The sequence below is a fragment of the Gluconobacter sp. Dm-62 genome (genome assembly GCF_018256155.1).
Classification (GTDB): domain Bacteria; phylum Pseudomonadota; class Alphaproteobacteria; order Acetobacterales; family Acetobacteraceae; genus Gluconobacter.
The window spans coordinates 193,732-220,245 of sequence record NZ_JAERLY010000004.1; the positions used below are offsets into that span (position 1 = coordinate 193,732).

The 26,514-nt window shown below is 60.1% G+C and carries 27 protein-coding genes; 8 read left to right on the plus strand and 19 right to left on the minus strand.

What is annotated here, in order from left to right:
- Positions 1-5: 5 nt before the first annotated feature.
- Complete coding sequence (gene tkt / locus JK202_RS06860) at positions 6-2,063, minus strand: transketolase (protein ID WP_211559518.1); 2,058 nt, start codon at positions 2,061-2,063, stop codon at positions 6-8.
- 137 nt (positions 2,064-2,200) lie between these two features.
- Here tkt and JK202_RS06865 point away from each other — a divergent pair, with 137 nt between their 5' ends.
- From JK202_RS06865 to JK202_RS06880, 4 genes are all read left to right on the plus strand, one after another.
- Positions 2,201-3,205 carry an MBL fold metallo-hydrolase gene (locus tag JK202_RS06865; protein ID WP_211559693.1) on the plus strand — a complete coding sequence of 335 codons (1,005 nt, stop codon included), beginning with the start codon at positions 2,201-2,203 and terminating at the stop codon, positions 3,203-3,205.
- A gap of 50 nt (positions 3,206-3,255) precedes the next feature.
- The gene (locus JK202_RS06870) at positions 3,256-3,756 is read left to right on the plus strand and encodes an ankyrin repeat domain-containing protein (protein WP_211559520.1); all 501 of its coding nucleotides are present in this window, start codon (positions 3,256-3,258) and stop codon (positions 3,754-3,756) included.
- Positions 3,753-4,820 (plus strand): histidinol-phosphate transaminase, encoded by a 1,068-nt coding sequence (gene hisC / locus JK202_RS06875; protein WP_211559522.1) that lies wholly within the window; start codon positions 3,753-3,755, stop codon positions 4,818-4,820. The genes JK202_RS06870 and hisC overlap by 4 nt, the downstream gene beginning before the upstream one ends.
- Before the next feature lie 140 nt (positions 4,821-4,960).
- Positions 4,961-5,236 carry a hypothetical protein gene (locus tag JK202_RS06880; RefSeq protein ID WP_211559524.1) on the plus strand — a complete coding sequence of 92 codons (276 nt, stop codon included), beginning with the start codon at positions 4,961-4,963 and terminating at the stop codon, positions 5,234-5,236.
- 51 nt (positions 5,237-5,287) lie between these two features.
- On the opposite strand, the gene JK202_RS06885 is transcribed toward JK202_RS06880, so the two are convergent.
- On the minus strand, positions 5,288-6,100 hold the full coding sequence (locus tag JK202_RS06885) for a glycosyltransferase family A protein (protein WP_211559526.1): 813 nt from the start codon (positions 6,098-6,100) through the stop codon (positions 5,288-5,290).
- 83 nt (positions 6,101-6,183) lie between these two features.
- Here JK202_RS06885 and JK202_RS06890 point away from each other — a divergent pair, with 83 nt between their 5' ends.
- The 3 genes from JK202_RS06890 to JK202_RS06900 all read left to right on the plus strand — a co-directional run bounded on the left by JK202_RS06890 (position 6,184) and on the right by JK202_RS06900 (position 8,518).
- On the plus strand, positions 6,184-7,467 hold the full coding sequence (locus JK202_RS06890) for an aminopeptidase (protein WP_211559528.1): 1,284 nt from the start codon (positions 6,184-6,186) through the stop codon (positions 7,465-7,467).
- 11 nt (positions 7,468-7,478) lie between these two features.
- Positions 7,479-8,018 (plus strand): hypothetical protein, encoded by a 540-nt coding sequence (locus tag JK202_RS06895; protein ID WP_249199750.1) that lies wholly within the window; start codon positions 7,479-7,481, stop codon positions 8,016-8,018.
- A 68-nt stretch (positions 8,019-8,086) separates the two neighbouring features.
- A complete protein-coding gene (locus JK202_RS06900; protein WP_211559532.1) occupies positions 8,087-8,518 on the plus strand; it encodes a hypothetical protein in 432 nt (143 codons plus the stop codon).
- On the opposite strand, the gene fliJ is transcribed toward JK202_RS06900, so the two are convergent.
- Both fliJ and fliI read right to left on the minus strand, forming a co-directional pair.
- A complete protein-coding gene (fliJ, locus tag JK202_RS06905; protein WP_211559534.1) occupies positions 8,500-8,925 on the minus strand; it encodes a flagellar export protein FliJ in 426 nt (141 codons plus the stop codon). The genes JK202_RS06900 and fliJ overlap by 19 nt on opposite strands.
- 13 nt (positions 8,926-8,938) lie before the next feature.
- Complete coding sequence (gene fliI, locus JK202_RS06910) at positions 8,939-10,297, minus strand: flagellar protein export ATPase FliI (protein ID WP_211559536.1); 1,359 nt, start codon at positions 10,295-10,297, stop codon at positions 8,939-8,941.
- A 188-nt stretch (positions 10,298-10,485) separates the two neighbouring features.
- On the opposite strand from fliI, the gene JK202_RS06915 reads away from it, so the two are divergent.
- A complete protein-coding gene (locus JK202_RS06915; protein WP_211559538.1) occupies positions 10,486-11,229 on the plus strand; it encodes a response regulator transcription factor in 744 nt (247 codons plus the stop codon).
- 58 nt (positions 11,230-11,287) lie between these two features.
- Here JK202_RS06915 and glmM read toward each other — a convergent pair whose 3' ends face one another.
- The 15 genes from glmM to JK202_RS06990 all read right to left on the minus strand — a co-directional run bounded on the left by glmM (position 11,288) and on the right by JK202_RS06990 (position 26,495).
- Complete coding sequence (gene glmM / locus JK202_RS06920) at positions 11,288-12,646, minus strand: phosphoglucosamine mutase (RefSeq protein WP_211559540.1); 1,359 nt, start codon at positions 12,644-12,646, stop codon at positions 11,288-11,290.
- Between the two features lie 96 nt (positions 12,647-12,742).
- The gene (gene ftsH / locus JK202_RS06925) at positions 12,743-14,647 is read right to left on the minus strand and encodes an ATP-dependent zinc metalloprotease FtsH (RefSeq protein WP_211559542.1); all 1,905 of its coding nucleotides are present in this window, start codon (positions 14,645-14,647) and stop codon (positions 12,743-12,745) included.
- A 171-nt stretch (positions 14,648-14,818) separates the two neighbouring features.
- Complete coding sequence (gene tilS / locus JK202_RS06930) at positions 14,819-16,000, minus strand: tRNA lysidine(34) synthetase TilS (protein WP_211559544.1); 1,182 nt, start codon at positions 15,998-16,000, stop codon at positions 14,819-14,821.
- Between the two features lie 62 nt (positions 16,001-16,062).
- The gene (locus tag JK202_RS06935) at positions 16,063-16,944 is read right to left on the minus strand and encodes a tol-pal system YbgF family protein (protein ID WP_211559546.1); all 882 of its coding nucleotides are present in this window, start codon (positions 16,942-16,944) and stop codon (positions 16,063-16,065) included.
- Between the two features lie 143 nt (positions 16,945-17,087).
- A complete protein-coding gene (gene pal, locus JK202_RS06940) occupies positions 17,088-17,567 on the minus strand; it encodes a peptidoglycan-associated lipoprotein Pal (RefSeq protein ID WP_194259171.1) in 480 nt (159 codons plus the stop codon).
- 286 nt (positions 17,568-17,853) lie between these two features.
- The gene (locus JK202_RS06945; RefSeq protein ID WP_211559548.1) at positions 17,854-19,362 is read right to left on the minus strand and encodes a glycoside hydrolase family 32 protein; all 1,509 of its coding nucleotides are present in this window, start codon (positions 19,360-19,362) and stop codon (positions 17,854-17,856) included.
- A gap of 105 nt (positions 19,363-19,467) precedes the next feature.
- A complete protein-coding gene (gene tolB, locus JK202_RS06950) occupies positions 19,468-20,829 on the minus strand; it encodes a Tol-Pal system beta propeller repeat protein TolB (protein WP_211559550.1) in 1,362 nt (453 codons plus the stop codon).
- Positions 20,830-20,846: 17 nt separating this feature from the next.
- Complete coding sequence (locus JK202_RS06955; protein WP_211559552.1) at positions 20,847-21,842, minus strand: energy transducer TonB; 996 nt, start codon at positions 21,840-21,842, stop codon at positions 20,847-20,849.
- A 12-nt stretch (positions 21,843-21,854) separates the two neighbouring features.
- Positions 21,855-22,295 (minus strand): protein TolR, encoded by a 441-nt coding sequence (tolR, locus tag JK202_RS06960; RefSeq protein ID WP_211559554.1) that lies wholly within the window; start codon positions 22,293-22,295, stop codon positions 21,855-21,857.
- A gap of 3 nt (positions 22,296-22,298) precedes the next feature.
- The gene (tolQ, locus tag JK202_RS06965; RefSeq protein ID WP_211559556.1) at positions 22,299-23,090 is read right to left on the minus strand and encodes a protein TolQ; all 792 of its coding nucleotides are present in this window, start codon (positions 23,088-23,090) and stop codon (positions 22,299-22,301) included.
- 29 nt (positions 23,091-23,119) lie between these two features.
- Positions 23,120-23,545, minus strand: a complete 426-nt coding sequence (gene ybgC / locus JK202_RS06970; RefSeq protein WP_249199751.1) for a tol-pal system-associated acyl-CoA thioesterase — start codon at positions 23,543-23,545, stop codon at positions 23,120-23,122.
- 52 nt (positions 23,546-23,597) lie between these two features.
- A complete protein-coding gene (gene ruvB / locus JK202_RS06975; protein WP_211559558.1) occupies positions 23,598-24,647 on the minus strand; it encodes a Holliday junction branch migration DNA helicase RuvB in 1,050 nt (349 codons plus the stop codon).
- Positions 24,644-25,246, minus strand: a complete 603-nt coding sequence (gene ruvA / locus JK202_RS06980) for a Holliday junction branch migration protein RuvA (protein WP_211559560.1) — start codon at positions 25,244-25,246, stop codon at positions 24,644-24,646. Before ruvA ends, ruvB begins: the two co-directional genes overlap by 4 nt.
- Positions 25,243-25,749: a crossover junction endodeoxyribonuclease RuvC gene (gene ruvC / locus JK202_RS06985; RefSeq protein WP_041111979.1), complete on the minus strand. Its 507-nt coding sequence runs from the start codon at positions 25,747-25,749 to the stop codon at positions 25,243-25,245. Before ruvC ends, ruvA begins: the two co-directional genes overlap by 4 nt.
- Positions 25,746-26,495, minus strand: coding sequence for a YebC/PmpR family DNA-binding transcriptional regulator (locus JK202_RS06990; protein WP_211559562.1), 750 nt, complete (start codon positions 26,493-26,495; stop codon positions 25,746-25,748). The genes ruvC and JK202_RS06990 overlap by 4 nt, the downstream gene beginning before the upstream one ends.
- Positions 26,496-26,514 lie beyond the last annotated feature (19 nt).

Here is a 26,514-nt window from a genome sequence, read left to right on the forward strand (position 1 = left end):
CTCCCTTACTTGCCGCGCAGGGCCTGACGCTTTGCTGCGTCAAAAACCGCTTCCGGCGTGAAACCGAATTTCGTGAGAAGTGCCGAGGCCGGAGCCGACGCACCGAATGTGTTCATGGCGATGATCGCACCACCGATGCCGACATACCGATCCCAGCCGAAGGCCGCGGCCTGCTCAACCGCAACGCGACCAATGACGTCCGGCGGCAGCACGGAATCGCGGTATTCCTGGCTCTGCTCTTCGAACAGATCAAAGCTCGGCATGGACACGACCCGGGCATTGATGCCTTCCGCCGTGAGCTTCTCATAAGCCCCGACCACGAGACTGACTTCCGAACCCGAAGCGATCAGAATGACGTCCGGCTTGCCTTCACAGCTCGCCAGCACATAACCGCCCTTCGCCAGACCAGCGGCGGAAGCATATTTCGTGCGGTCGATCGTCGGCAGGTTCTGACGGCTGAGCGCGAGCACGGCCGGCTTGTGCGTCATGGGGATCAGCGTGCGCCAGGCTTCGGCCACTTCGTTGGCGTCGGACGGACGGATCGTCATGATGCCCGGCGTTGCACGAAGCTGGGCCAGCTGCTCGATCGGCTGATGCGTCGGTCCATCTTCGCCCACGCCGATGGAGTCATGCGTGAAGATATACAGAACCGGCAGTTCCATGATGGCGGACAGACGGATCGGCGCCTTCATGTAATCGGAGAAGATCAGGAAGCCCGAACCGTAGGACCGGATGCCCGACAGCGCGATGCCATTGCAGATGGAGCCCATCGCATGTTCGCGCACACCGAAATGCAGGTTGCGGCCACCATAGGTGCCGTTCCATTTTTCCGGCTGGAAGGAGCCACCGCCCTTGATGTCCGTCTTGGTGGACGGCGTCAGGTCAGCGGAGCCACCGATCATCCAGGGCAGGTTCTTCGCAACTGCATTCAGCACCTGACCCGAACTTGCACGGGAGGCAATGCCCTTCGCATCCGCGCCGAAGGTCGGGATGTCCTTGTCCCAGCCTTCCGGCAGACGGTGTTCCAGAATGCAGTCGATTTCAGTCGCAAGTTCCGGATGCGCTTCGCGATAGGCCGAGAACAGCTCACGCCATTCCGCATGGGCTTCCGCGCCACGCTTGCCGAGACCTTCGGCGAAATGCTCCTTCACACCGTCCGGCACGTAGAAATCCGGAGCGTCTTCCGGCCAGCCATAGACCTTCTTCGCACCCTTGATTTCGTCCGCACCCAGCGGCTCGCCATGCGCGGACGCCGTACCAGCCTTCTTGGGCGCGCCATAGCCGATGACCGTCTTGAGAACGATCATGCTCGGGCGATCCGTCACGGCACGGGCGGCCTTCAAAGCAGCGAGAATGGCGTCGACATCGTTGCCGTCCGTCAGGGTCTGGACGTGCCAGCCATAGGCTTCAAAACGCTTGCCCACATTTTCCGTGAAGGCCAGATCCGTCGAACCCTCGATGGAAATCTGGTTTGAATCATAGATCCAGGTCAGGTTTCCAAGCGCGAGATGACCAGCCGTGGAGGCAGCTTCAGAAGCAACGCCTTCCATCATGTCGCCGTCACCACAGAACACCGTCACATGGTAATCGAACAGCTTGAAGCCCGGGCGGTCATAACGCGCGGACATCCATTTCTGGGCGATCGCCATACCGACGGAATTGCCGCAACCCTGCCCGAGCGGGCCAGTCGTGGTCTCAACACCAGCGGTAAAGCGGTATTCCGGATGGCCCGGGGTCTTGGAGTTCAGCTGGCGGAACTGCGACAGGTCTTCGACAGTAAGGGAGGGCGCATCAACGACCTTGCCGTCCTGGATGTCCTTCACGCCCGTCAGGAACAGGGTGGAGTACAGTAGCATCGACGCATGACCGACCGAGAGGACGAAACGGTCACGGGCGGGCCAGCACGGATCGGCCGGATCGTATTTCAGATCATGCTGCCAGACGGCATACATCGCAGGGGCAAGGGCCATGGCCGTGCCGGGATGGCCGGAATTGGCGCGCTCGACACCTTCCATCGAAAGGGTACGGATCGTATTGATGGCGAGTTGAGGAAGCGTACTCATCGGAATGGGGTCTCCGGCTTGTGACTGACGGGAAGAAACGCAACGATATCCCCCGTACATTCTGCTGCCACGGCATGACGCGAAGTCGCGCCGGACGCAATGGCTGATTGGTAAACCATATTGTGAAACACGCTCTTGTGCTTGATGACAACCTGCCGCACTTCGACGGACGCCGTTACAGCAATCCCGAGGCCTGGCGCCCGGACGAGGCCCGGACAGCCCGCAAAGTGTCCCAGCGGGCTGGTAACATCTTCCGCTGGCAGATGGGGTTGAGACCACGCTGGCCGGATGCTCTTCCGCCGCAGAAAACCTTCGATCAGGCCGTGCCTGCTCCGGGAGAATGCTGCGTCACATTTGTCGGTCATGCGACCGTTCTGCTCCAGTTCGGCCGCACAGGACGCGCGCCTCTGCGGATCATCACTGACCCGGTATTCTCCGAACGCTGCTCCCCCTTCCGCAGTTTCGGCCCCCGTCGCGTGCGGCCGCCCGGCATCGCGCTGAACGCCCTGCCCCGCATCGACATCATCCTCGTCTCGCACTGTCATTACGACCACATGGACCTGCCGAGCCTGCGCGCTTTGGCCGAACGCGACGACCCGCTCTGCATCTCCCTGCCGGGCAACCGCCGCCATCTGGAAAAGGCTGCCCTGCCCCGCATCATGGAACTGGACTGGTGGGAAGGCACAACCGACGACGGCACCCGCATCACGGCCACACCTGCCCTGCATGGGAGCGCGCGCACGCCATTCGATTCCAACCGCGCGCTCTGGGGCGGCTTCATGATTGAAGCCGATGGGCACACGGTCTTTTTCGCGGGCGACACGGCCTGGGGCAAGCATTTCGACGCGATCCACCGCCGATGGCCAAACATCGACCTCGCCATCCTGCCTATCGGCGCCTACGACCCGCGCGACCTGATGCGGCGCGTTCATATGTCGCCGGAAGAAGCACTCATGGCCTTTGATACACTCAGGGCAAAACAGGGGTTACCCATCCATTTCGGGACATTCCAGCTGACCGACGAAGCTATTCTGGAGCCCCCAACCCGTCTGGAATTCGCAAGCCGCCCTGGCAGCCGCCCTTTCGCGGCGCTGGAGAATGGCGAAAGCCTCACCCTTCCGCCAGCTGACACAAAAAGCTAAACTCCTTCCGACATCCCCTCTCTGAGGGACACCGCCATGTGGAAACCGTCATGAACGCCCAGAACGTCACTTTCACGTCAGACCAGATCACCGCCCTGTTCATCGACGCGGCCCGTGAAGGCGATACCGACCTCCTGACCCAGTTTCTGGATGCCGGCATGGCCATCGATACCCCCGACAGCCGCGGCTACACTGCATTGATCGTCGCCACCTATAACGGCCACGCCGATGCCACACGCCTGCTGCTGAACCGCAGCGCCGATACGGAAGCGACCGATCTCAAGGGTGCCAGCGCCCTGTCAGGGGTGGCCTTCAAGGGCCTGACCGACATCGCAACACTTTTGCTCGATCACGGCGCGCAGGTGGATCATGCCAATCATGCCGGTCGCACGCCGTTGATGTTCTCGATCATGTTCAACCGCGAAGACATGGCGAAGAAGCTTCTGGCTGCTGGTGCCAACCCTGACCTAAAAGACGCGGACGGCGTCTCCGCCCGCGAGCTCGCCGAACGCCAGCTCATGACCAGCCTGTTCGCGGGAGCATCCGCATGAGCCGTTTCTGGAACAGCCGCGTCCGTGACCTGCACCCCTATGTGCCTGGCGAACAACCCAATGTCGCGGATCTGCTGAAGCTTAACACGAACGAGTCCCCCTATGGCCCGAGCCCGAAGGCCCTTGAAGCCATCAGGAATGTTGCCACCGACGACATGCGCCTGTACCCGGACCCGACAGCCTCCGACCTGCGCGACACCATTGCCGCCCGGTTCGGCACAACGGCTGACCATGTTTTCGTAGGCAACGGCTCAGACGAAGTCCTGGCGCATGCTTTTCGGGCCCTCTTTCACGATGACTCTCCGGTTCTGTTCTCGGACGTAACCTACGCTTTCTATCCAGTGTATTGCGGACTTTTCGAACAGCCGTTCCGCCATATCCCGCTCAATGACGATTTCTCGATCGACATCGACGCCTACACCGGCGATTGCGGCGGGATCATCATCGCCAATCCCAACGCCAATACGGGTATCCCTCTGCCGCTGGAACAGATTGAGACAGTCCTGAAACGCTATCCGGACCGCACTGTCATCATCGACGAGGCCTATGTGGATTTCGGCGCGCAGTCTGCCATTGAACTGACACACCGCTATGACAATCTTCTGGTGGTTCAGACGCTGTCCAAGTCCTATGCCCTGGCAGGACTGCGTGTGGGTTTTGCAATTGGCTCTCCGGAGCTGATTGACGGTCTCTTCCGCGTCAAGGACAGCTTCAATTCCTATCCTCTCTCCCGCCCTGCACAGGCCGGGGCCATCGCAGCAATCCATGACACTGACTGGCTTGCTGACATCACGGCACGCGTCCTTGCCAGCCGTGACAGACTGGTCCCGGAGCTGCAAAATCTTGGCTTCCAAGTCCTGCCGTCCTGTGCCAACTTCGTTCTCGTGCACCATCCGGCGCACAAGGCCGGAGCCATCGCCGCAGCCCTGCGCGAGCGTGCGATCCTTGTCCGGCATCTCTCAACCCCGCGCATCCAGGACTGGCTGCGCATCTCGATCGGAACGGACGAAGCCTGCATACGCCTTACAGACGCTTTGCGGGACATCCTCTCCCCACGATCCTGAATTAACCGGACGGTAATACTCCGTCCCCCATAATCATGAGCCTGACAGGGCCAGCCGGGCACGCCTCAGCGTGCTCCATCCCGCCATCTTTTGGATGAGCGGGAGGCCTTGTGGATGCTTCATGCGGAAAGACCGAACACATGCGTGCATTTCAAGGACAGATGTCCGACAACCAGCCTATTCGCCGTAATCAGGCCGAAAAGGAAAAACAGCTCCGGGACCTCAAGGAAACAATCGCTTCCATGAAGTCACACACTTCTCCGACCCTGAAGGAGAGCATCCAGCGCCGCATCCGCGAACTGGAAACCGAACTGCGGACCATAGCACGCGACAAGGCTGCCAAAGCCGCCAGCCCGGACGCCCAGTCCGACCGCCAGCGTCGTCCGCCACGCCGCAACACGATCCGCTCCATGTAATGGACGCCACAGACAGCCGGACGGGAATATTCGTCCCGTCGGCTGCCTGCATCAGGCTTCCTGATCAACGACTTCGCAGGAAGCCCTGTCCCAGGCTGGCCCCATCAGACGCAAGCGCGTCGCATGCAGCCCATCTGTTTCGGTCAGCACATAATAGGCGGTATATTGCTTGGTCGGTCTGCCGGGCCGGTCCATCAATGTTCTGAAAACATTGCGGTCCGCTGTCATCTGCGTCCCGTCTCCAGCCAAAGGCTGGTTCCACATTTCCAGCGCTTCCGGCACCCGGGTCCGGTCGATCATCAGGCAGTTTGGGTCAACGAACCCGCCATAACTCTCGCGGAAAATCCCTCCCCCGATCCCAACCGATTCCCACTGGTCCTCGCATATGGGTTTCAAAGTCCGCGGATGCACGAACCAGCGTCCAGCCCAGGCCCAGTCTTCCCCGTCGATAGCCGTCAGAAGGGAAGAAAGGTGATCGGGAGCCCACCAGTTGTCATCATCGAGATAGGCAATACGAGGCGCATTCGAGAGCTGGCTGAGCACGCTGCGCAACACGCCTCCATCCCTTGCACGACCAAATCCACCATGCCTTTGGGACGTGGAATAGCCGGGCCACAAAACTTCGACTACCCAGCCAGGCGGCCGTCCCTCGACAGCGCGCCGCAGCAACGCGTCCGCGCCATCACCTGGGGAACGATCCACGCCGATCATGATCTGAACCCGTAACCCCCCTTCCTGCCGAAATACGGACTGGAGCGCCTGAACGATAGAGGGCCGCAACAGGCTGGGCATAACGACCGCCACATCAAACGGGCGCTGGTCGGGTTCGCCTGGATCGGCGAAAATATGAAGTCCGGGTTCCATGCTTCGACGATACTGTGCGGCTGCCGGCCTGTCACCTCACGCCCGGCACCGCTCTCTTGCACTTCGACGCTACAGGGCACACCATGATCGACAGAATGATCACTGCGAAAGAGTCCAACGTGTCTGCTCCTTCCACCTTTTCGCACGAACAGCTGCTCGATCGCCTGGGCGAAGTCGCCGTCCGCGTTGGCCTGAACATTGCACCGGGCCAGCAGCTCCTCATCACCGCTCCACTTTCGGCAGTCGCACTGGTCCGCCGGGTGACAGAACACGCCTACAAGGCCGGCGCGTCTGTGGTGACAACGCTTTACGCAGATGACGAGACCACGCTCGCCCGCTTCCTCCATGCCCCGGACGATGCCTTTGACGTCGCTCCAACATGGCTGGCCGATGGCATGGCACGCGCCTTCCGCGAAGGGGCGGCCCGCATGGCCATCACCGGCGCCAACCCGACTCTTCTGAAGGGGCAGGACCCCGAGCGCATTTCCCGGGCCAACCGGGCAAATTCCAAGGCCAACCGCCCGGCGATGGAAATCATCACCCAGTTCGCCGTAAACTGGAACATCATCGCCTGCGCCACCCCGGCCTGGGCCGAGCAGGTGTTCCCGGACCTTCCCCCGGAAGACGCCCTCGCTGCCCTGTGGGACGGAATCTTCAAGGCCTCACGCGTTGATGTGGCTGACCCCGTCGCCGAGTGGAACGCCCATAATGCCGCCCTGCATGCCCGCGCAAAGTTCATGAACGACAGCCGGTTCGAAGCCCTGCATTTCAGCGGCCCCGGCACCGACCTGACAGTCGGCCTTGCGGATGGTCATCTCTGGGCGGGCGGATCGGAAAAATCGGGCAACGGCATTGTCTGCAACCCGAATATCCCTACGGAAGAGATCTTCACGACGCCCCATCGCAGCAAGGTTGACGGGCGCGTCAGCAGCACCAAGCCGCTTTTCCATCAGGGCACTCTGATCGATAACATCTCGGTGCGCTTTGAGAGCGGCCGCATTGTCGAGGCAACAGCCAGTCAGGGCGAAGATGTGCTCAAGCGCATCCTCAATACCGACGAAGGCGCCGCGCGGATCGGCGAAGTGGCACTCGTGCCCCATTCCTCGCCCATCTCGGCCAGCAAGATCCTGTATCGCAACACGCTTTTCGATGAAAATGCGTCCAGCCATATCGCGCTTGGCCAAGCCTATACGAAATGCATGGTCGATATCGAAGGCCTGACGCCGGAAGAACTGCTGGAGAGAGGTGTTAACGACTCTCTCATCCATATTGACTGGATGATCGGTTCGGACAAGATCGACCTCGATGGTCTCAAGAATGGCAACCGCGTGCCACTGATGCGCGCTGGCGAATGGGTGCAGGCATGACATTTCCCCGCATGACAGGGCTCACAGCCCTCTTTTTCTCTGTTGCGATTGTGCCCCTTGCAGCACAGGCACAGTCCTATCCGCCGCCAGCCTATCAGGGCGGCGTCCAAAGCCAGACCCAGATTGACGGGAGTGCCCCTGTTCAGGGAGCACCACAGCAGGCTCCGCAGGTTTCGCCCCAGGTCCGCGCAGATACAGAACGCGCCATGCACTATCCCCTGCCACCGGACTTCATGACCCGTGCTTCAGCCACAATCGCTGAACTTCAGGCCAGAAATATCCAGCCGCCCAATTCCCACGGCACGGGTCTTGGAGACACGATCAGACAGATCAGTCAGGTTCCGGGTCTGGCTCCCGTCCTGCAAAGCCACGGCTTCACGCCGGAAAGCTTTGTCATGGGGATGACAGCATTCGGCATGACCCTGGCCGCCAGTAACGGTCAGCTTCCGGCTGGCATGCCCAGCCCCAACCCCACCAATGTCGCCCTTTTCAAGGCCCAGCCCGAGCAGGTCACGGCCCTCATGCAGGCCATGGGCAACCCGCCGCACTAAACACAGAACTCAGGCCGTGTCTTGTGCAGAATGGCACGGCCTTTTCGCCCCTCAGATCAAAGATCAGAATGTCCATCAAACTCGACCCCGAACTTCTTCCTGCCCTGGATATTCTCCGCATGGCCCAGTCAGGCACCCTCCTGCGCGCGGAACGTCATACGCCCCCCGACGGTATCCCCGCTTTCGTAACGCGCGACGGCTGGAATGAACTGGTAGAAACCCACGCTGGGAATCATGACGCCCCTCACATGGTTCTTCTTCCCGCCCTTGAAAAAGCGGTTTTGCGCATCATGTCCCACGCCGCTGAGCAGGCATCCAGTAGCGGCGAAATGACACCAGTTATTACTCTGCCAAGCGATCTTTTTCCCAGTGATCCGGATCTGGTTCTCTCCTTCGTCCGCGACAGTACACATCCGGTTGCATGCGCCCTGATCGGTACCGCGGCGCAGATTGAAAATGCATTACGCGGGTACGGAACAGCTCAGGACCTTCCGAACTGACGGGTAGCCAGTTCGTCCAGAGCGTTCTGTTCTTTCTTGAGCTCCACTTGCCGCTCTTCCTCTTTCTGCTCTTCACGCAATGTCTTGACCGCTTCCATAGCGGCTCTGGCAGCAATCAATGCAGACCGCACCGTCTCCCGATCCAACGCAGCTTCACGGCAACGGTCCTGAGCCTCTGTAACCGCCTGGCGCCCTGCAGGAAGCCAGCGACTGAAAGCTTCGACGGCGCCGTCACCTGCCGTTGGGCTGGACGCGATCTGCTGCTCGCTCAGAATTTCCAGCTGGGCAGCAGCCAGCTTCTCTTCCGCAGCCGTCTCGCGCGCCACCGCATCTGCGAAGCTCCGCTCCACAAGATCAAGTTCCTGCTCTCGCAACGCAATCAGTGTATCGAGGGGTGAACGCTCCATCCTGATTAATCCTTCATGCCGCATTCAGAGGGGCAGTTGGTGAAATTGTCTGCATGATGTGTGCCAGCTGCTCAAAAGCTTCAGCGCGTGTGGAACGCTCGTTCCGCCCCTGAGACAGAAACCGGTCCAATTTTGGCATCAGCGCGATGGCTTCATCCACCTCCCGATCTGTTCCGGGCTTGTATGCGCCGAGACGGATCATGTCCGCCATACGCTGGTATGTTGCCATAGCCGCACGTGCACGTCGTGTAAGAGCATTCTCTTCCTCCGAATTACATCCCGGGACGGCGCGCGAGAGAGACCGCAAGACATCAATGGCAGGATATCGCCCCTGCTCGCCAATCTTGCGATCAAGAATAATATGCCCGTCCAGAATACCACGCACGGCATCTGCAACAGGCTCATTCTGGTCGTCGCCTTCCACAAGAACAGTGAAAAGCGCTGTGATCATTCCCTGATCTGGGTAACCTGGGCCAGCCCTCTCCAAAAGCCGCGGAAGTTCAGCGAATACCGAAGGCGGGTAACCTCGTGTCGCAGGTGGTTCCCCAGCTGACAGACCAATTTCGCGCAGAGCCATGCAAAAGCGCGTCACACTGTCCATCAACAACAGAACCGACTTATCCTGGTCCCGAAAGTATTCTGCGATCGCCATGGCGGAAAGAGCGGCTTCGCGGCGCATCAATGGCGGTGAATCCGAGGTTGCAATGACCAGAACACTTCGTGCCAGCCCTTCTGGCCCGAGGTCATCCTCAATGAATTCCCGAACTTCACGCCCGCGTTCACCAACAAGCGAGATCACGGCGACATCGCAATCCGCACCTCGCGCCAGCATGGACAGCAAAGTTGATTTTCCAACTCCGGAACCAGCAAAGAGACCAAGCCTCTGCCCGCGACGGCATGTCGTGAATGCATCCAGCGCACGGACCCCGAGATCAACACGCTCTCCGAGCCGTGCCCTGCTGGCCGCGTTTGGTGGTGCGCATTGAACAGCCTGCCGCTCCACAGATGGCGACAACGGACCTTTTCCATCAATCGGCTGCCCCAATGGATCCAGAACCCGACCCAGCCAACTCTCATTGACGCCAAGGCCGCCATCACGACGATTGAAGGGAATCTTGGCCTCGCAACCTGGGCCAATCCCATCCAGAGGAGCAAACGACATCAGCCGCGCAACGTTGCCCTGAAACCCCACAACCTCGGATTGTACCACGCGACCATCACGCGCTTTAACGGCGACTCGGTCTCCAATCGTAATGAATCCATCAAGTCCGACGACTGTCATACACAGACCCACGACGTCTTTAACGCTTCCTACAACCCATTCGCAGGTGAGGTTCAAAAGCTTTTCAAGCAGCTTGGCATGATCGGTCATGTGACAGTTTCCGGCCGTTTTCTGCGGTTTGTTTCCATTTAGGGATCTTACAACCCGACCGTTAAGAGAAGACTAATGTTCTCCTTTTGAGAGAAAAATAATGACATTTTTACGATTTTTGATCCATATCTATCGACAGACACAACCTTGGGTAGTAACCATTGCTTCACCAAGCCGGGAGTTGAAACATGCGTATTCTTCTTGTCGATAGCGATCAGTCTGCCGCCGCCACGTTATCCCAGATTCTGCGAAACGCCTCATTTACCGTTGACCATACGCCGTCGGGTGAAGAGGCCATCGAAATGCTCCGGCATTATGATTATGACGTGGTCGTGCTCGAACTGATGCTGAATGATCTTGAAGGATATGAAGTTATCCGGCGCGTCCGGACAAGCCGCATCACGACACCCATTCTCGTCCTGTCGGCACTGCTACGGCCTCAAGCAAAAATTCGGGCCTTTTCCATGGGTGCGGACGACTACATGACCAAGCCCTATGACGAAGGTGAACTGGTTGCCCGTCTCCAGGCTGTCATGCGGCGTTCCCGTGGCTTTGCTGAGCCCAAGCTTCGCATTGGAAATCTTGAGCTGGACCTCAACGGCAAAAATGTTACCGTTGATGGTGCTCCGCTCCATTTGACCGGCAAAGAATATGCCATTCTGGAGTTGCTGGTAATCCGCAAGGGATCCGTCCTGACCAAGGACGCATTTCTCAATCACCTGTATGGCGGCATCGACGAACCGGAAATGAAGATCATTGACGTCTTCATCTGCAAACTGCGCCGTAAATTACAGAATGTCGGTGCTGGAAATCTGATCGCCACAGTGTGGGGACGCGGCTACATCCTGCGTGAAGACGATGCCGCAGACGCAGTCTCTGCCGCCCTCCCGGCCCCAAAGATCACTGCGGAGATTGCCGACGCAACAGTCTGATCTTTCACTGGATCAGACTGATCTTGCCAGCTCTCGTATATATGAACGACAGCCGGATTCAGACGTGGGCAATTGCGCGAATGACATCACAGACATGATCCACCACTTCATGCACAAGCGCTTCATCCTGCGCTTCGGCCATGACGCGGATCAGCGGCTCCGTCCCGCTTGCACGCAGGACAAGGCGGCCACTCCCGGCCAGCCGCTCATCTGCCCAGGCTTTTGCCGCCGCCAAATCCGGACTGCCCATCGGACTGGTGCCTGAATAGCGGACATTTTTCAGAAGCTGGGGATAAGGCGTGAAGAAACGGCAGATCTCACTCGCAGGCCGTTTGGTTTCAACAGAAACGGCTAGAACCTGTAACGCGGCAATCAGACCATCCCCTGTAGTGGCGTAGTCTGACAGGACCATATGTCCGGACTGCTCGCCGCCAAGATTGGCGCCGATCTCTCGCATGCGTTCAACAACATAACGATCGCCTACCGCCGTCCGCTGAAGCTCGAGACCATTTTCCGCCAAAGCTTTTTCCAGACCCATATTGGACATAACGGTCGTAACCACCGTATTGCCCCGCAGCCGGTCATGCTGCTTCCAGAAAGCAGCGATCAGACCGATAATCTGATCTCCATCAACCAGATTGCCGGCTTCATCCGCAATCAGCACGCGATCCGCATCACCATCCAGCGCAATGCCGAAATCCGCACCATGCTCCCGGACAGCTGCACACAACGTTTCCGGATGGGTTGATCCAACACCATCATTGATGTTCAGCCCATCAGGCGAACAGCCGATCTTGATGACTTCTGCACCCAGTTCCCACAGTGCAGTGGGTGCCACCCGATAAGCGGAGCCATTGGCACAGTCGATAACGATTTTCAGACCATCCAGGCGCAGGCCGCGGGGGAAGGATGCCTTTGCGTTCTCGATATAACGTCCGGCAGCATCTGTAAGGCGTGACGCCCGACCGATCTGTGCCGGAGAGGCCAGCCGCGCAGACAGATCCTGAGACATCATTTCTTCAATCTGACCCTCCACCTCATCAGACAGCTTAAAGCCATCAGGTCCAAACAGCTTGATGCCGTTATCCGTGAAGGGATTGTGCGAAGCAGAAACCATCACGCCCAGATCGGCCCGAAGGGAGCGCGTCAGCATGGCAATAGCCGGTGTCGGGAGCGGTCCGACCAGAATGACGTCCATTCCTGCAGATAGAAACCCCGCAACCAGAGCGCATTCCAGCATGTAGCCAGAGAGACGCGTATCCTTGCCCAGAACGACGCTATGCCGTCGGTTCTGGCTCCGCATAAAATACAGGCCGGCCGCCTGACCCAGCTTCTGTGCGATCTCGACCGTCATGGGTGCGGTGTTTGCCGTTCCCCGGATACCATCAGTACCGAACAGAGACCTTTTGGTAGCCATAATGAAGAATCCTGCCTGTCTGCCAGAAATAAAAAAGGCGCGACACCGAGGAATGTCTCCTCAATGACGCGCCTGTTGGTGCGATTGGCTGCCTGATTAGCCCGCCTGAGGCGCCGGATCAAACGCTCCGGGGCGCGTCGTCGGGACAGATGCGCGGCGGTTGTCCGGCATTTGCTCATCATCCGACGTGCGCTCGATGGCCTCACCCCGCATGATGCGACCAACATCATCACCCGTCAGGGTTTCATATTCCAGAAGCGCTGCGGTCAGACGATGCAGATCTTCAATACGGGTCGTCAGCAGATCATGGGCCTGGCTGTAAGCCGTATCGATCAGGACCTTGACCTCCTTGTCGATCTCTCTCGCAGTTTCTTCCGAAATATTTTTATTCTGGGTCACGGAATGACCAAGGAACACTTCCTGCCCGTTATCGCCATAAGCGATCATACCAAGCTTGTCGCTCATACCCCATTCAGTAACCATACGGCGCGCAAGGTCCGTGGCGCTTTTGATATCACCAGAAGCACCCGCACTGACTTCTTCCCGACCGAAAATGATTTCCTCTGCCACACGACCACCCATGGCGATGACCAGACGGGCCAGGCACCATTTGCGGCTGTAGGAAATGTTATCTTTCTCCGGCAGGGTCATGACGAGACCCAGAGCCCGGCCACGCGGCACGATTGTCGCCTTGTGGATCGGATCACTTCCCGGAGTGAAGATCGCGCAGATGGCATGTCCGGATTCATGGTAGGCAGTCGAACGCTTCTCGTCCTCGGTCATGACCATGGAACGGCGCTCAGCCCCCATCATGACCTTGTCCTTGGCTTCCTCGAACTGTGCCATACCCACGGTCCGGCGTCCCTGACGGGCCGCCATCAGCGCAGCTTCATTCACGAGATTGGACAGATCCGCGCCCGAGAAACCAGGAGTTCCACGTGCAATGACTTTGGGATCCACATCTGAAGAAAGCGGCACCTTCTTCATGTGAACACGCAGGATCTTTTCACGACCGGCAACATCCGGGTTCGGTACGACAACCTGACGGTCAAAGCGGCCTGGACGCAGGAGAGCCGGATCCAGAACGTCCGGACGGTTGGTCGCGGCAATCAGGATCACGCCCTCATTGCTCTCAAAACCATCCATCTCGACCAGCATCTGGTTCAGTGTCTGCTCACGCTCGTCGTTACCACCGCCAAGGCCTGCGCCACGATGACGGCCCACGGCGTCGATTTCGTCGATGAAGATGATGCACGGCGCAGACTTTTTGCCCTGCTCGAACATGTCACGCACACGGGACGCACCGACGCCGACGAACATTTCCACAAAGTCCGACCCGGAAATCGTGAAGAACGGCACATTGGCTTCGCCCGCAATGGCACGCGCCAAAAGCGTCTTACCCGTACCCGGCGGCCCAACGAGCAGCGCACCCTTGGGGATCTTGCCACCCAGACGGGTGAATTTCTGCGGATCGCGCAGGAACTCGACAATCTCCTGAAGCTCGGCTTTTGCCTCGTCGATACCGGCGACATCTTCAAACGTTACACGCCCGGTCTTCTCGGTCAGGAGCTTGGCACGGGACTTGCCAAAGCCCATGGCCCGGCCGCCGCCACCCTGCATCTGACGGAAAACCATGAAGCACAGCCCGACCAGCAGCAGAACCGGCAGATACGCGCTGGCGTAACGCAGGATAGGGCTTTCCCCGCTTTCCATCGGTTTGGCGGTCACTTCAACGCCAGAAGATGTCAGACGGGCCGGAAGGCTCGGATCAAGCGGAGCATAGGTCTCGAAAGATGTTCCGTTCGTCAGGGTCCCGGAGACGTTCTGCTCCTGGATCACGACGGAACGGACCTGATGCTGATCCACATCATGGATGAAATCGGAATAAGCGATCTGCTGGGCTGCATGCTGGCCGCCACCGGGCTGGAAGGCTGTCAGCACTGCCATTCCGACCACGATGATGACCACCCAGATCGCGACGTTACGGCCTAAATTGTTCATCTCGCTCTCTGTCGTCCTTCAGACTGTTCCGTCAGATGCGGTCCGGGAACCCCCGTCACAACTGGCCGACCGGTCACATTCTGCGTTGACTTCATAACATAAGCCTCCGCGTCCACGATCCTACCCCACCAAGGACAGGAAAACGCATTTCTTGCGTTTTTGAAGCTCTTTTTACGTCCTGAAATGATTTTCTCCCGTCGCCGGGACACCACCGGCCCAGACAAAATCCACTTTCCCGCGCATTTTCCCGATACATGGCCACGAAACCAGCTGACCTTCATGCCATATGCCCGGCAGGCAGCGAGCAGCGGCATAAGGAAGTCCCAGCCTGCGCAGATCCAGTGCATGAACCGCATCTCCAAGGGGGCCGATCAGGGCGCCCTGCGGAACGTCCCGGGTCAGAAGACGCCAGCGACCATCCCAGACCGCCCCAACACCCGCACGAGTTTGCGGTTCAAGCGCATTTTCCTCGCGAACCAGAATGACGCCGTCTCCAAACCGCCCTCCCCGCCGAACCTGAACCCCTGACAGGGTTCCATGCCCATGTTTCAGCAGGGTCTGCACAGCTTCGCGCGCCGGACGATAGGGCTTTCCCGAGACCAGACGAAGCAATACAGACAGATTTTCTTCGCCCATTCCGGCCTGCTCAAGAAAAACCCAGCCTTCAGCGTGCCAGACAGCATAGCGGGCGAGGTTTGCGGCAACGTCCCCTTCCAGACGCTGGCGGTCCTGCCGGGCGGCAATTTGCAAAGTATCGGCATCACGTCGCTGTTCAGGCGTCAGATCCTGCCGCCACCGCACACGTTCAAAGCGCCGGTTCGCGTTCGACGGATCCTCGATCCAGGGCAGATTTTCCGCCTGTAACGTCTTCCGCAAACGATCCGGCTGCAGCGACAGCAAGGGCCGGACCAGTCGGATCCGGCCGCGGACAGAAACAGGCTGAATACCGCTCAGACCCAGAGGACCACTCGCACGCAGGCTTCGCATCCACACCGTCTCATCCTGATCTCCCGCATGATGCGCGACAAGAAGGTCCAGACATCCCTCTGCGACACAGGCCGCTTCAAGCGCTTCGAACCGCGCCTGCCGTGCACGCTCCTGCAACCGGCCTTTAGGAAAAGGTTCCAGCGTCAGGAGCCGGGCTTTTACCCCCATATCTGCAAGACGCTGAATGGTCAGTCGTGCTTCAGCAGCCGACTCAGACCGCAACGCATGATCCACCACGAATGCCAGAACGTTGCGTCGCCAGCGCCGCGCCAGCAACGCAAGGGCCGTGGAATCAGCACCTCCAGAAACAGCCAGTGCGACCGGCGCTTCCTCAACATCCGGAGGCCAAGGCCCGAACTGCGCCATCAGGCTGGAAAACTCCCGTTCTCCAACCGGACGCCATACCCCGGAACTCTGAGAGGTGAATTTCAGTTGCAGGCCGCACGGCTCCGAAAGGTCGTCTCAGCCGTTTTTACGCGCGGCGCAGGGGTTGGGAACTCGGATTTGAGCTTGTCCAGCGCCTGACAGGCTGAACCCTTGTCGCCAAGCGCCAGCATGGATGCCGCAACACCCAGCAGGGAATCCTGAGCCTTCTGGGATTTCGGAGACTTGCTATAGGCATCGTAATAGGCGACGGCCGACTGACGATACTGCTTCTGCCCTGCCAGGGACTGCGCCAGCAAAAACTGCGCGTCCACTTTGCCCGGCACACTATGCGCGGTTTTTACGGCGAACCGCGCGTTGCTTTCCGCATCCGTATAATTGCCAGATCTCAGCGACGCGTTACCAATCTTCAACGCCTCCAGAGCTGTTTTGGGCTGAGCGGAAGCATCCGGCGCGGCAGCGGAAGGCTTTTCCTCGCTGGTCCCTTTTGCAGAGGCTGAAGCAGCAGCAGTCGGGGCGGCTCCTCCGCCACTCTGCGATGCAAACTGCATGTCAGAGATCTGCTTGGACACACTGGCCTGATTGTCCCGGACAGAATTGCTGAGCTGATCCAGCTCGCCACGCATCTGACGATTCTGCTCTTCAAGTGCAGAAACACGTTCCAGAAGCTGTGCCGTCAGATTGCCGTCGCCGGCGGAAACCTGAGGGGCTGCAGTGGCGCTTGGCGCCCCCAGGCTACCTGCCCCACTCTGAACCTGAGAAAGCTGCTGGCGCAGGGACGCAATCTGGTCCTGCAGGGCAATGGCTTCACGTGAGGAAATTTCACCACTGTCAGGTGCATCCTGAGCCACAGCCGATATGACGGGCGACAGGACGGACAGAGCCGTGCCCAGAAAGACGGCACGCAGGGAACGGGACAGCACCATAACGGATCTCCTGAGACAGACTCGCAGTCACGGGCACGCAGGCAGGTTTTGCGCGCAACATGGCCCAGTCATAAAACAGAAACGGCCGGGGGATAATCCCCCGGCCGCTCATCATCTCAGTCCGTACGGGCCGAAACGTCGGTTCAGCGAACGGACGTGATGGCGTTACGGTTCTGCGACCAGGACTGCTCGTCATCGCCATCGGCGGTCGGACGGTCCTTGCCGTAAGAGATCGTGGTGATGCGCGAAGCACTCACGCCCTTGGCGACCAGATAGTCGCGGGCTGCGTTCGCACGACGCTGGCCGAGAGCAATGTTGTACTCCTCCGTGCCGCGGTCATCGCAGTTGCCAGCAACCTGGATGCTGACCTGCGGGTACTTGGCGAGCCATGCAACCTGCTTGTCCAGCGTTGCGCGGGCTTCTTCGGAGAGCTGGGACTGGTTCAGCTCGTAGAAGACGCGGTCACCGACATTGGCGACCAGATCGGCTTCGCTGCCAGGCGTCGGGCCAGCTTCCTGAGCGACGGCGCCTGCACCGTTGCTGTCACCCTTGTTGGTGTTGCCGTTGGAACAGGCTGCGAGAACAAGCGCCAGACCAAGCGCGCCAAATACCTTGAACTTCATGTGTCTCAATCCTGAGAACGGCCCCACAACTGGAACCGAATGCGGAAAATGCCGCGTTATTCCGGACCACTCCCCTTCAGATCGGAACACTCAGGAATCGGTTGCGATCCTGCGGTGCATCCCCTGAAAAACAGTGGCCATAAGCGCCCATACTCATGACTCAAATCATGGGTCAAGTGTCGTGTTAACGCCGCTCAGGCACAGAAAGTTCGATTCACATTCGGAACCAGAAATTTCGGCATAAATGTCACAGCTGTCCTGACGAATGTGGCAGAATTCTGCCATATCATCGAAACCAGGACACTTTAACGCTTTTGAAACATGCGCTGCCCGCGTAGCTGCCCAGCGTTAGGCTCGTAGCATGGGGAGGTGGAAAGATCACCTCAGTCATCCTGACGAGTCCGTCGCCGGCAAAAATCTCAACCGAACTCCGGTCTACAATAACCCTCAGAGAAACGCGCCCATCCTGCATCGAGAGGGGAGCCACATGTCGCGTCGTGAAGGAATTATCCGGCACGGGAAGACCTGATCGACTGCGATCCACAATTAGCTCCTGACGTCCCGGATCATAGAGGATCTGCGTGCCTGTCTTCCCATCCTGCGTAGCAGCAACGGTCAGAACCGCAACGTCACCATCAGGCTCGATCACCAGTTGCAGATCCACGACGTCATTTGCAACGTCGGTGCAATTCAGCGCACCCTCCAGAACCCACGGCTCTCCAGCTTCCGGACGAATTTCGCCTGCCGCAAAAACCTCTTCCGGAGCACCAAGACTGACCGGCACCTGCCTCACCACAAGCGCGCCATCGGCTCCCCGGGCCAGCGACAGAAACGCTGGCAATGTCATCTGCCCCCGCCAGGGCGATGTTGGCACATGGTTGGCGTAGTTCCAGTTGCCCATCCAGCCAATGCTGACAGGTGCAGGCGTTCCGGAAAAACAGACGATCGCATAATTATCAGGCCCATAATCCATCCAGCGATACTGCCAGGGATCATCCGCAGCCACGGGCTGCTCTGCGGGCGTGAAAACCGTGCCGTCAAAGTCGCCCACGTAATAGAACGTCCCTGATCCGCCGGTCAGGCCACCGGGATTGACGCTCACGATCATCACCCAACCGTGGCGCCCTGCCTCACCATCGATGGGCAGGCGCACCAGAACCGGCACCTCCCACAGCATGTCCGGCGTATGATAGCCGGGGGGACGGAAATCGCTGAGGAACTCCCAATTCAGAAAATCGGTGGAGCGGAAAAGCTTGACCACCTGCTGCTCGGCTTCGACCGCCGTTAGCACCCAGTAACCGCCCTCTTCGTACCAGCACAGCGCCGGGTCCCTGAAGTTTTGAGACACGGGATCAAGCGTCAGAACCGGGTTATGCCGGTAGCGCGTCCAGTTCACCCCGCCATCCAGACTGAACGCAACTGAAACAGCCTGCGTCCCGTCTTCCTGCTCTCCCGACATGTCGCGGAACACGCTGGTATAAAGTGCCAGAAGCGGTGGATTTTCCGGTGTTCCCAGACCACTGCGATTGTCCCGGTCATAAATCACCGTGCCGGAATAGATCTGCTCCTGCGGAGTGGACGGCAGTGCGATAGGCTGCTCTTCCCAGTGCAGCAGGTCGCGGCTGGTGGCATGCCCCCAGGAAATATAGCCCATGACGGGCTCAACCGGATTGTGCTGGTAAAAGAGGTGATACACCCCGTCGATCAGGATTGGCCCGTTCGGATCATTCATCCAGTTCCGGGCCGGGGCGTAGTGCAGCAGCGGGCGCCACTGCCGTGTCTCCTGAGGGGACATGGGGAATTCTCCTGTTAGAGCCGTCCTTGCGACGCCCTACAGGAAAAAGGGTTCCCCACCCTTTTGCAAATCCGCGCTCCCGGACCGGAAGCGCGGAGTCTGGTCTCAGCCGTTGCGCGGGGACCAGGCCGGATCGGACGCACCCGTCGAAATCCGGATCGGACGCTCGTTGAAGCCCGTGATATCGATCGTCCCGATACCCGACGAGAAGCCCGCACCACCCGCACCGGATGCGCTCTGGCGGCAGAAGGCCAGCACACGACCATTGGGACAGAACGTCGCACCTTCAACAGTAAAGCCCTGCGTCAGGATGCGCTCACCCGTGCCATCAGGGTTCATGACGCCAAGTGAGAAGCCACCGCTACCGATACGGGTAAAGGCGATCAGGTCTCCACGCGGGGACCAGACTGGCGAGCCATACTGGCCGCTGCCATAGGAAATCCGCTTCGCAGCGCCGCCCGATGCACTCATAATGTAAAGCTGCGGGCTGCCACCACGATCAGAGTTGAACACAATCTGGCTGCCATCCGGGCTGAAGCACGGGCTGGTGTCGATCGCGCCATTGGAGTTCGTAATCTGACGCTTCGAACGCGAGGCCAGATCGACCACAAAGATATCGGACCCGCCACCGCGCGTGGCGGACAGCACGACCGATCCACCTGTCGGCGAGAAGCGTGGCGCAAAAGAAATCCCCGCGAACTCACCCAGGATCTGCTGACGACCAGACGCTAGATCGAACAGATACACACGCGGGCGGTTGTTGGCGTAGGACATGAACGCAATCTGGTCGCGGACCGGGTTGAAGCGCGGCGTCAGCGTCAGCCACTCCCCGCCCGTCAGCATACGCTCGTTCGCACCGTCCTGATCCATCAGAGCCAGACGCGTGATCTGGTGATGACGCGGGCCAGTCCGGGCGATATAGGCGATGCGGGTGTCGAAATAGCCCTTTTCGCCCAGCATCCGCTCATAAATCACGTCAGCAATGATATGGGCGATCCGACGCCAGTTGCTGTTGGAGGCCGTATAGGCCGTGCCCTGAAGCTGCTGGCCGGAAAGCACATCCCACAGACGCATCTCGACGCGCACACTGCCCGAACCTACAGCCTGACCGGCCACGGCCGCACGGGCGCCCTGCGCCTTGAGTGCGCTGAAATCCGGTGTGGAGCCGGGAGGCACGCTGCCGCCCATGACCTTGAACAGGCCGGTTCCGTTCAGATCGGACGTAATGACGCCGGAAATCTGCTCACCCAGCCCCGCTCCGAAATTCGGGATGACAATGGGGATCGGCTCCTGACGGGCCTGATCAACGGTGATTTCCGCTTCGCCAGGGCTGGAAGCCGCGCCGGACTGTGCAAAAGCGGCCAAAGGCGTCGCCAGAAGACCGCCAGCGGCAGTGGCTCCCAGAACGGAGCGGCGCGAAAACAGCGCGCTCAGGGCCTCGGCGTCAGTATCGGGAATGAAGGACATGAGACTTCCTCGTGGATTTAAGGCCTGAAGACAAAACGCAGCTCATGCGTCTGACCAAGCATCTTGGAGGGAATGGGCAGATGGGCACAGGTGGGGCTCAGAACCGCATCCCGCGCCCGCTCTGCCAGAACGCGGTAAGACGGGTCCGAAGCCATCTTCGCAGCCGTATCAGGCGCAAATTTGACAATCCGCGCCTCACCGGTCGCATCAACGGTCACGACCATATGCGCGACGAAGCTCGCATAGTTCCGCGCTTCGGTATCTTCGGAATAGCAGCGCCGCACGGAACCACCGATCGCCTTCTGATCCGCCATCGACAGCGACTTGGTGATGTCACCATTCGGCACACCGCCCCCGTTGGGCGCCCCACCCTGTGGCGGGTTGGCCTTTGCGGTCGGCGCATGCGTCTGCTTCTGGTCGGCGCGGAAATTATCCAGCGTTGCCAGCAGCGAATGACTGTCCGCTTCCGTTTTCTTCGCCGCGTTCGGCTGCGTCATATGCGAAAATTTCGGCATATCCGGCAGTTTGTCGGCCTTCTGGGTCTGCGGGCTCGGCGGCGCGACCATCGTCGATTTCGACGGCGGTGACGGCGTGGGCGGCGACGCAGGCACAGGCTCGGGCGACTCATCCGTCATTTTCGGCGGAAGCTTCATGTCCGGCAGCTTCTGCGGCGGCGTCTCCGGCGGTGGCGGCACGGGCTGTGGCGGCGGTGGCGGTGGTGGCGGTTCTTCCGTCGGCGCCTTCAGAGGAGGCGTTGGAGACGGAGGCGCCTCGTTCTTCACTGGCGCAGGGGCCGGAGCGGGCGCGGGAGCCGGATGATCACCCTTGACCGGGTGGGTCGGCGGGCCAGCCTGCTCGAACTCCATCTGGACCGTGGGCGGCTCAGGCGGCTCAGGTGGTTTCTCGGGGGGAATCTGCACAAGCAGATACGCGATCAGCCCCAGGTGAATGGCGGCTGACCCGTAGAGCGCATGACGAAAGCGCCTGTTATCAGAGCGGCGTGGGCGCACCACGGCAAAAGCCTCTTACTGGCCGCTCTGGGGCTGCTGCGCGAGAAGCGCAACATGCGTGAAGCCGCCCGACGTGATCTGACCCATGACCTGCATCACCTGTCCGTAATCGATATGAGCATCGGCACGGACGAAAATACGGTGGGTCGGATCGTTCTGGGACTGCTCCTTGAGCTGGTCGATCAGCTGATCGGATGTCACCGGCTGGTCCCCCAGATAAAGCGTGCCATCCGTCTTCAGGGACACCGTGATCGGCTTGGAATCCGAATTGACCGGGCTGGCATCGGTTTTCGGCAGATCCACATTGACGCCACTGGTCAGCATTGGCGCCGTCACCATGAAAATGATGAGCAGCACCAGCATGACGTCCACCAGAGGTGTGACGTTGATTTCCGACGCGGGCCGACGCTTACGGCGTCCGCCACCTCCAGCCCGTCCTCCCGCAGACATCCCCATGGTTCAGGCCTTCCCGCCGGTCGTATCGTCCGCACGTTCCTCGGACTGACGCGACAGGATGGCCGCGAACTCGGTGCCGAAGGCTTCCATGCGATCCGCGAACTTCTCGAACGAGTTGGTCAGACCGTTATAGGCGATATAGGCCGGAATGGCCGTCACGAGACCAATAGCCGTCGCGAACAGGGCTTCGGAAATACCGGGAGCCACAACGGACAGGTTGGTATTGTGCATCTGCGCGATGGACGCGAAGGAATGCATGATGCCCCAGACCGTTCCGAACAGACCCACGAACGGCGCCACCGGGCCGATCGTTGCCAGAAAGATCAGGCGACGCGTCAGACGGTCGTTTTCGCGCATAACGGTGATGTCGATGGCGCGGTCCACACGTTCACGCACGCCACCCCGGGACAGATCGATCCCGCCAATCCGTGCGGAACGGCGCCACTCACCCATTGCCGCACCAAACACTGCCGCCATAGGATGCGTCGGACGTGCACCATCGGATTCGTAAAGATCGTCGAGCGATCCGCCCGACCAGAAACGGTCCTCGAACTCGGTCGCCTCACGGCTGACGCGACGGATGAGAATGATTTTTTCCGCAATGATCGCCCATACGCCGGCGCTGCACAGCAGCAGACCCAGCATCACCAGCTTTACAACGATGGAGGCGTGCAGGAACAGGTCCAGAGGCGAAAGACCGGCCGCACCGACCGCCCCAAGCGCACTCGAACTTACCTCATGATCCACTGTTCTCTCCTGTACAGATCCTGTCCCTTGCGGGTCAGGACTCTCCATTGCACTTCATGACGAAACAGGAAAGTGGGTCAGACCTCTCCTGTCTCCAGTTTTCGCACTGCATCACGCCACCGAGGCGGAATTTTGGCAGGTTTCATGTCCGTGGCACTCAGGCAGGCCAGTTCCACGTCAATAACCGTAGCGGTTTCGCCACCACCGGAATAATTCCGGACCGTCTGACAAAGTTTCAGCCGCGTCGGCGTCATGGCCTCCAGCGCCGTCTCGATTTCCATCTCGTCATCGAGTCGGAGCGGCGAGCGATACCGGACCGCCGCCTGACGCACGACAAAGACCAGTCCGAAATCGTTCAGAAGCTCCGTGACCGAGGCATCCGCATCCCGCATCGCCTCGCTCCGCGCGCGCTCGGCAAAGCCCAGATAGCGCGCATGATAGACGATACCGCCCGCATCGGTGTCTTCGTAATAAACCCGGAACCTGATCTTGTGCGTGGCCATACTGTTTCTCCAGTCATGGTGCGCCCATACCCCGAACCGTGTTCAGGGAGCTTCAGGGCGCGGAATCGTCCTGCTCCAGCGTGGAAAGCAGGTCCACCTGGCTCGCCGGCGGCGTCAGGCCGAGATGACGCCATCCTGCCTCACCCAGCATCCGCCCACGGGCCGTTCTCAGAACGAGCCCTTCCTGGATCAGGTAGGGCTCGATCACGTCTTCCAGCGTATCGCGCGCTTCGGCAAGCCCCGCCGCCAGCGTTTCCACACCAACCGGACCGCCATGATGATGCTCGGCAATCCGCTTGAGATAGCGCCGGTCCATTGCGTCCAGACCCCGCTCGTCCACTTCAAGGCGGCCCAGAGCGGCATCAGCCAGGTCCCGGTCCACGACGGAATGCTTCGACACAAGCGCAAAATCCCGCACGCGGCGCAGCAGACGCCCCGCAATACGCGGTGTCCCACGGGAGCGCTGGGCGATTTCCTGCGCGCCGTCATCCGTCAGACGCATCCCGAGCTTCATGGCTCCACGCGAGACAATCGCCCGCAGCTCTTCCGGCGTATAGAACACCAGCCGCAGCGGAATCCCGAACCGGTCCCGCAAAGGCGTCGCCAGCAGACCCGCCCGCGTCGTCGCAGCCACGAGCGTAAAGGGCGCCAGATCGATCCGCACGGACCGCGCGGCAGGCCCTTCGCCGATGATCAGATCGAGCTGGAAATCCTCCATCGCCGGATAGAGGACTTCCTCGATCGCGGGCTGAAGACGATGGATCTCGTCAATGAACAGCACATCGCGCGGCTGAAGATTCGTCAGGATCGCCGCCAGATCGCCAGCACGCTGAATGACCGGCCCGGATGTCGCCCGGAACCCCACACCCAGTTCCCGCGCCACGATCTGCGCCAGCGTCGTCTTGCCCAGACCCGGAGGTCCGTGAAGCAGCACATGATCCAGCGCCTCGCCACGCGCACGCGCGGCCTCGATGAAGATCGCCAGATTTTCGCGACTGGCTCTCTGGCCCGTGAAATCCGCAAGCGTTTCCGGCCGCAGACTCCCCTCACCCGTATCCTCGGGCTGACGGGCCGGATCGGTTTCGCGGTAGTCGTCACTCATCGCGCAAGATCCTTCAGACTCAGACGGATCGCCAGATCAAGCGTCGCATTCTCGTTCTCGGCCAGAACCTTGCTGAGCACAGGCCAAGCCTCGGCCCGACGGAACCCAAGCCCCGCCAGCGCCAGCAGCGCGTCATTCTCGACACTCGGCCCCGAGACGATCCCCGGCGCGGACACAGTTCCGCCACCACCCGGCATTTTCGCAACCTTGTTGCGCAATTCGCTCAGGATCCGGTCCGCCAGACGCGGCCCGACACCGGCCGCCCGCGTCAGCGAACCCTTGTCCCCAGCATTGATAGCCAGCAGAATCTCACCCGGACTGTTGGCCGACAGGATCGCCAGCGCCACTTTCGCGCCCACGCCCTGCACAGTCGTCAGCAGCCGGAACCAGTCCCGCTCATCCGTCGTCGCAAAGCCGAAAAGCTGGATCGCATCCTCGCGCACGATCGTCTCGATCAGCACACGCGCCACGGATGGCGGCTGCGGCAGCGTCGCGAGTGTGCGGGTCGAGGCCGAAACCACATATCCCACGCCATTGACGTCCACGATGCAGCGCTCGCCCTCAATCTGCCCGACAAGTCCTGTCAGTTGTCCGATCATGCCATGCGCTTCCCGGCCACGACATGCGCGGCACTCGCCCGGTGATGGGCATGACAGATCGCAACGGCCAGCGCATCGGAGGCATCGGCCTTGCGGATCTCGGCGCCCGGCAGAAGCCGCTTCACCATCATCGTCACCTGTTCCTTGGTCGCAGAGCCGGTCCCGACCACGGATTTCTTGACCGTCATCGCCCCGTATTCCGCAACCGGCAGCCCTTCATAAGCAGGCGTCAGAAGAGCCACGCCACGCGCATAACCGAGCTTGAGCGTCGAGGACCCGTTACGGTTGACGTAAGTCTCCTCAACGGCTGCCTCGGCCGGTGCATATTCGCGGATCAGCTTTTTGAGCGCGCCATGCAACTCACACAGGCGAAGCGGCACGGATTCGGACCCATCGGTCCCGATCACCCCCGAAGCCACATGCTTCAGGTGATTGCCGTCCACGTCGATGATGCCCCAGCCCATGAAACGCAGGCCAGGGTCAATGCCCATCAGGCGGATCAAGCAGCCAGCGCCTCGGCCACGTCGTCGGGAATATCGAAATTCGCATAGACGGACTGAACGTCGTCATTGTCTTCCAGCACGTCGATCAGCTTCATGACCGAACGCGCCTTGTCCTCATCCAGCGTCACGCTGTTTTCCGGACGCCAGTCGAGCTTGGACGACTGCGGCTCGCCAAAACGGCTTTCAAGCGCGTCCCGCACAGCGAAGAAATTCTCCATCTCGCAGGTCACTTCGTGGCCCTCTTCGGTGGTGACGGCATTATCCGCACCAGCCTCGATTGCCGCTTCCAGCATCTCGTCTTCGGAGGCGACATCCAGCGGATAGCTGATCGCGCCCAAACGCTGGAACATGAAGGACACGGAGTTCGTCTCACCCATCGAACCGCCATGCTTGGAGAACGCGGCGCGCACTTCGCCGGCCGTCCGGTTGCGGTTGTCCGTCAGGCCCTCCACGATGATCGCAACACCCGCCGGGCCATAGCCCTCGTAGCGGACCTCGACGTAATCATCGCCACCCGCAGTGCCGGACGCCTTCTTGATGGCGCGTTCGACATTGTCCTTGGGCATGTTGACTTCACGCGCCATGGAAAGCGCCGCCCGCAGACGCGGGTTGGACGCCGCTTCAGGCAGACCCGAGCGCACCGCAACCGTGATTTCACGCAGAACCTTGGCAAACTGCTTGGCCCGCTTGGCGTCCTGTGCACCCTTGCGGTGCATAATGTTCTTAAACTGTGAATGACCGGCCATCGGTCGCTCCTTCCTCTAT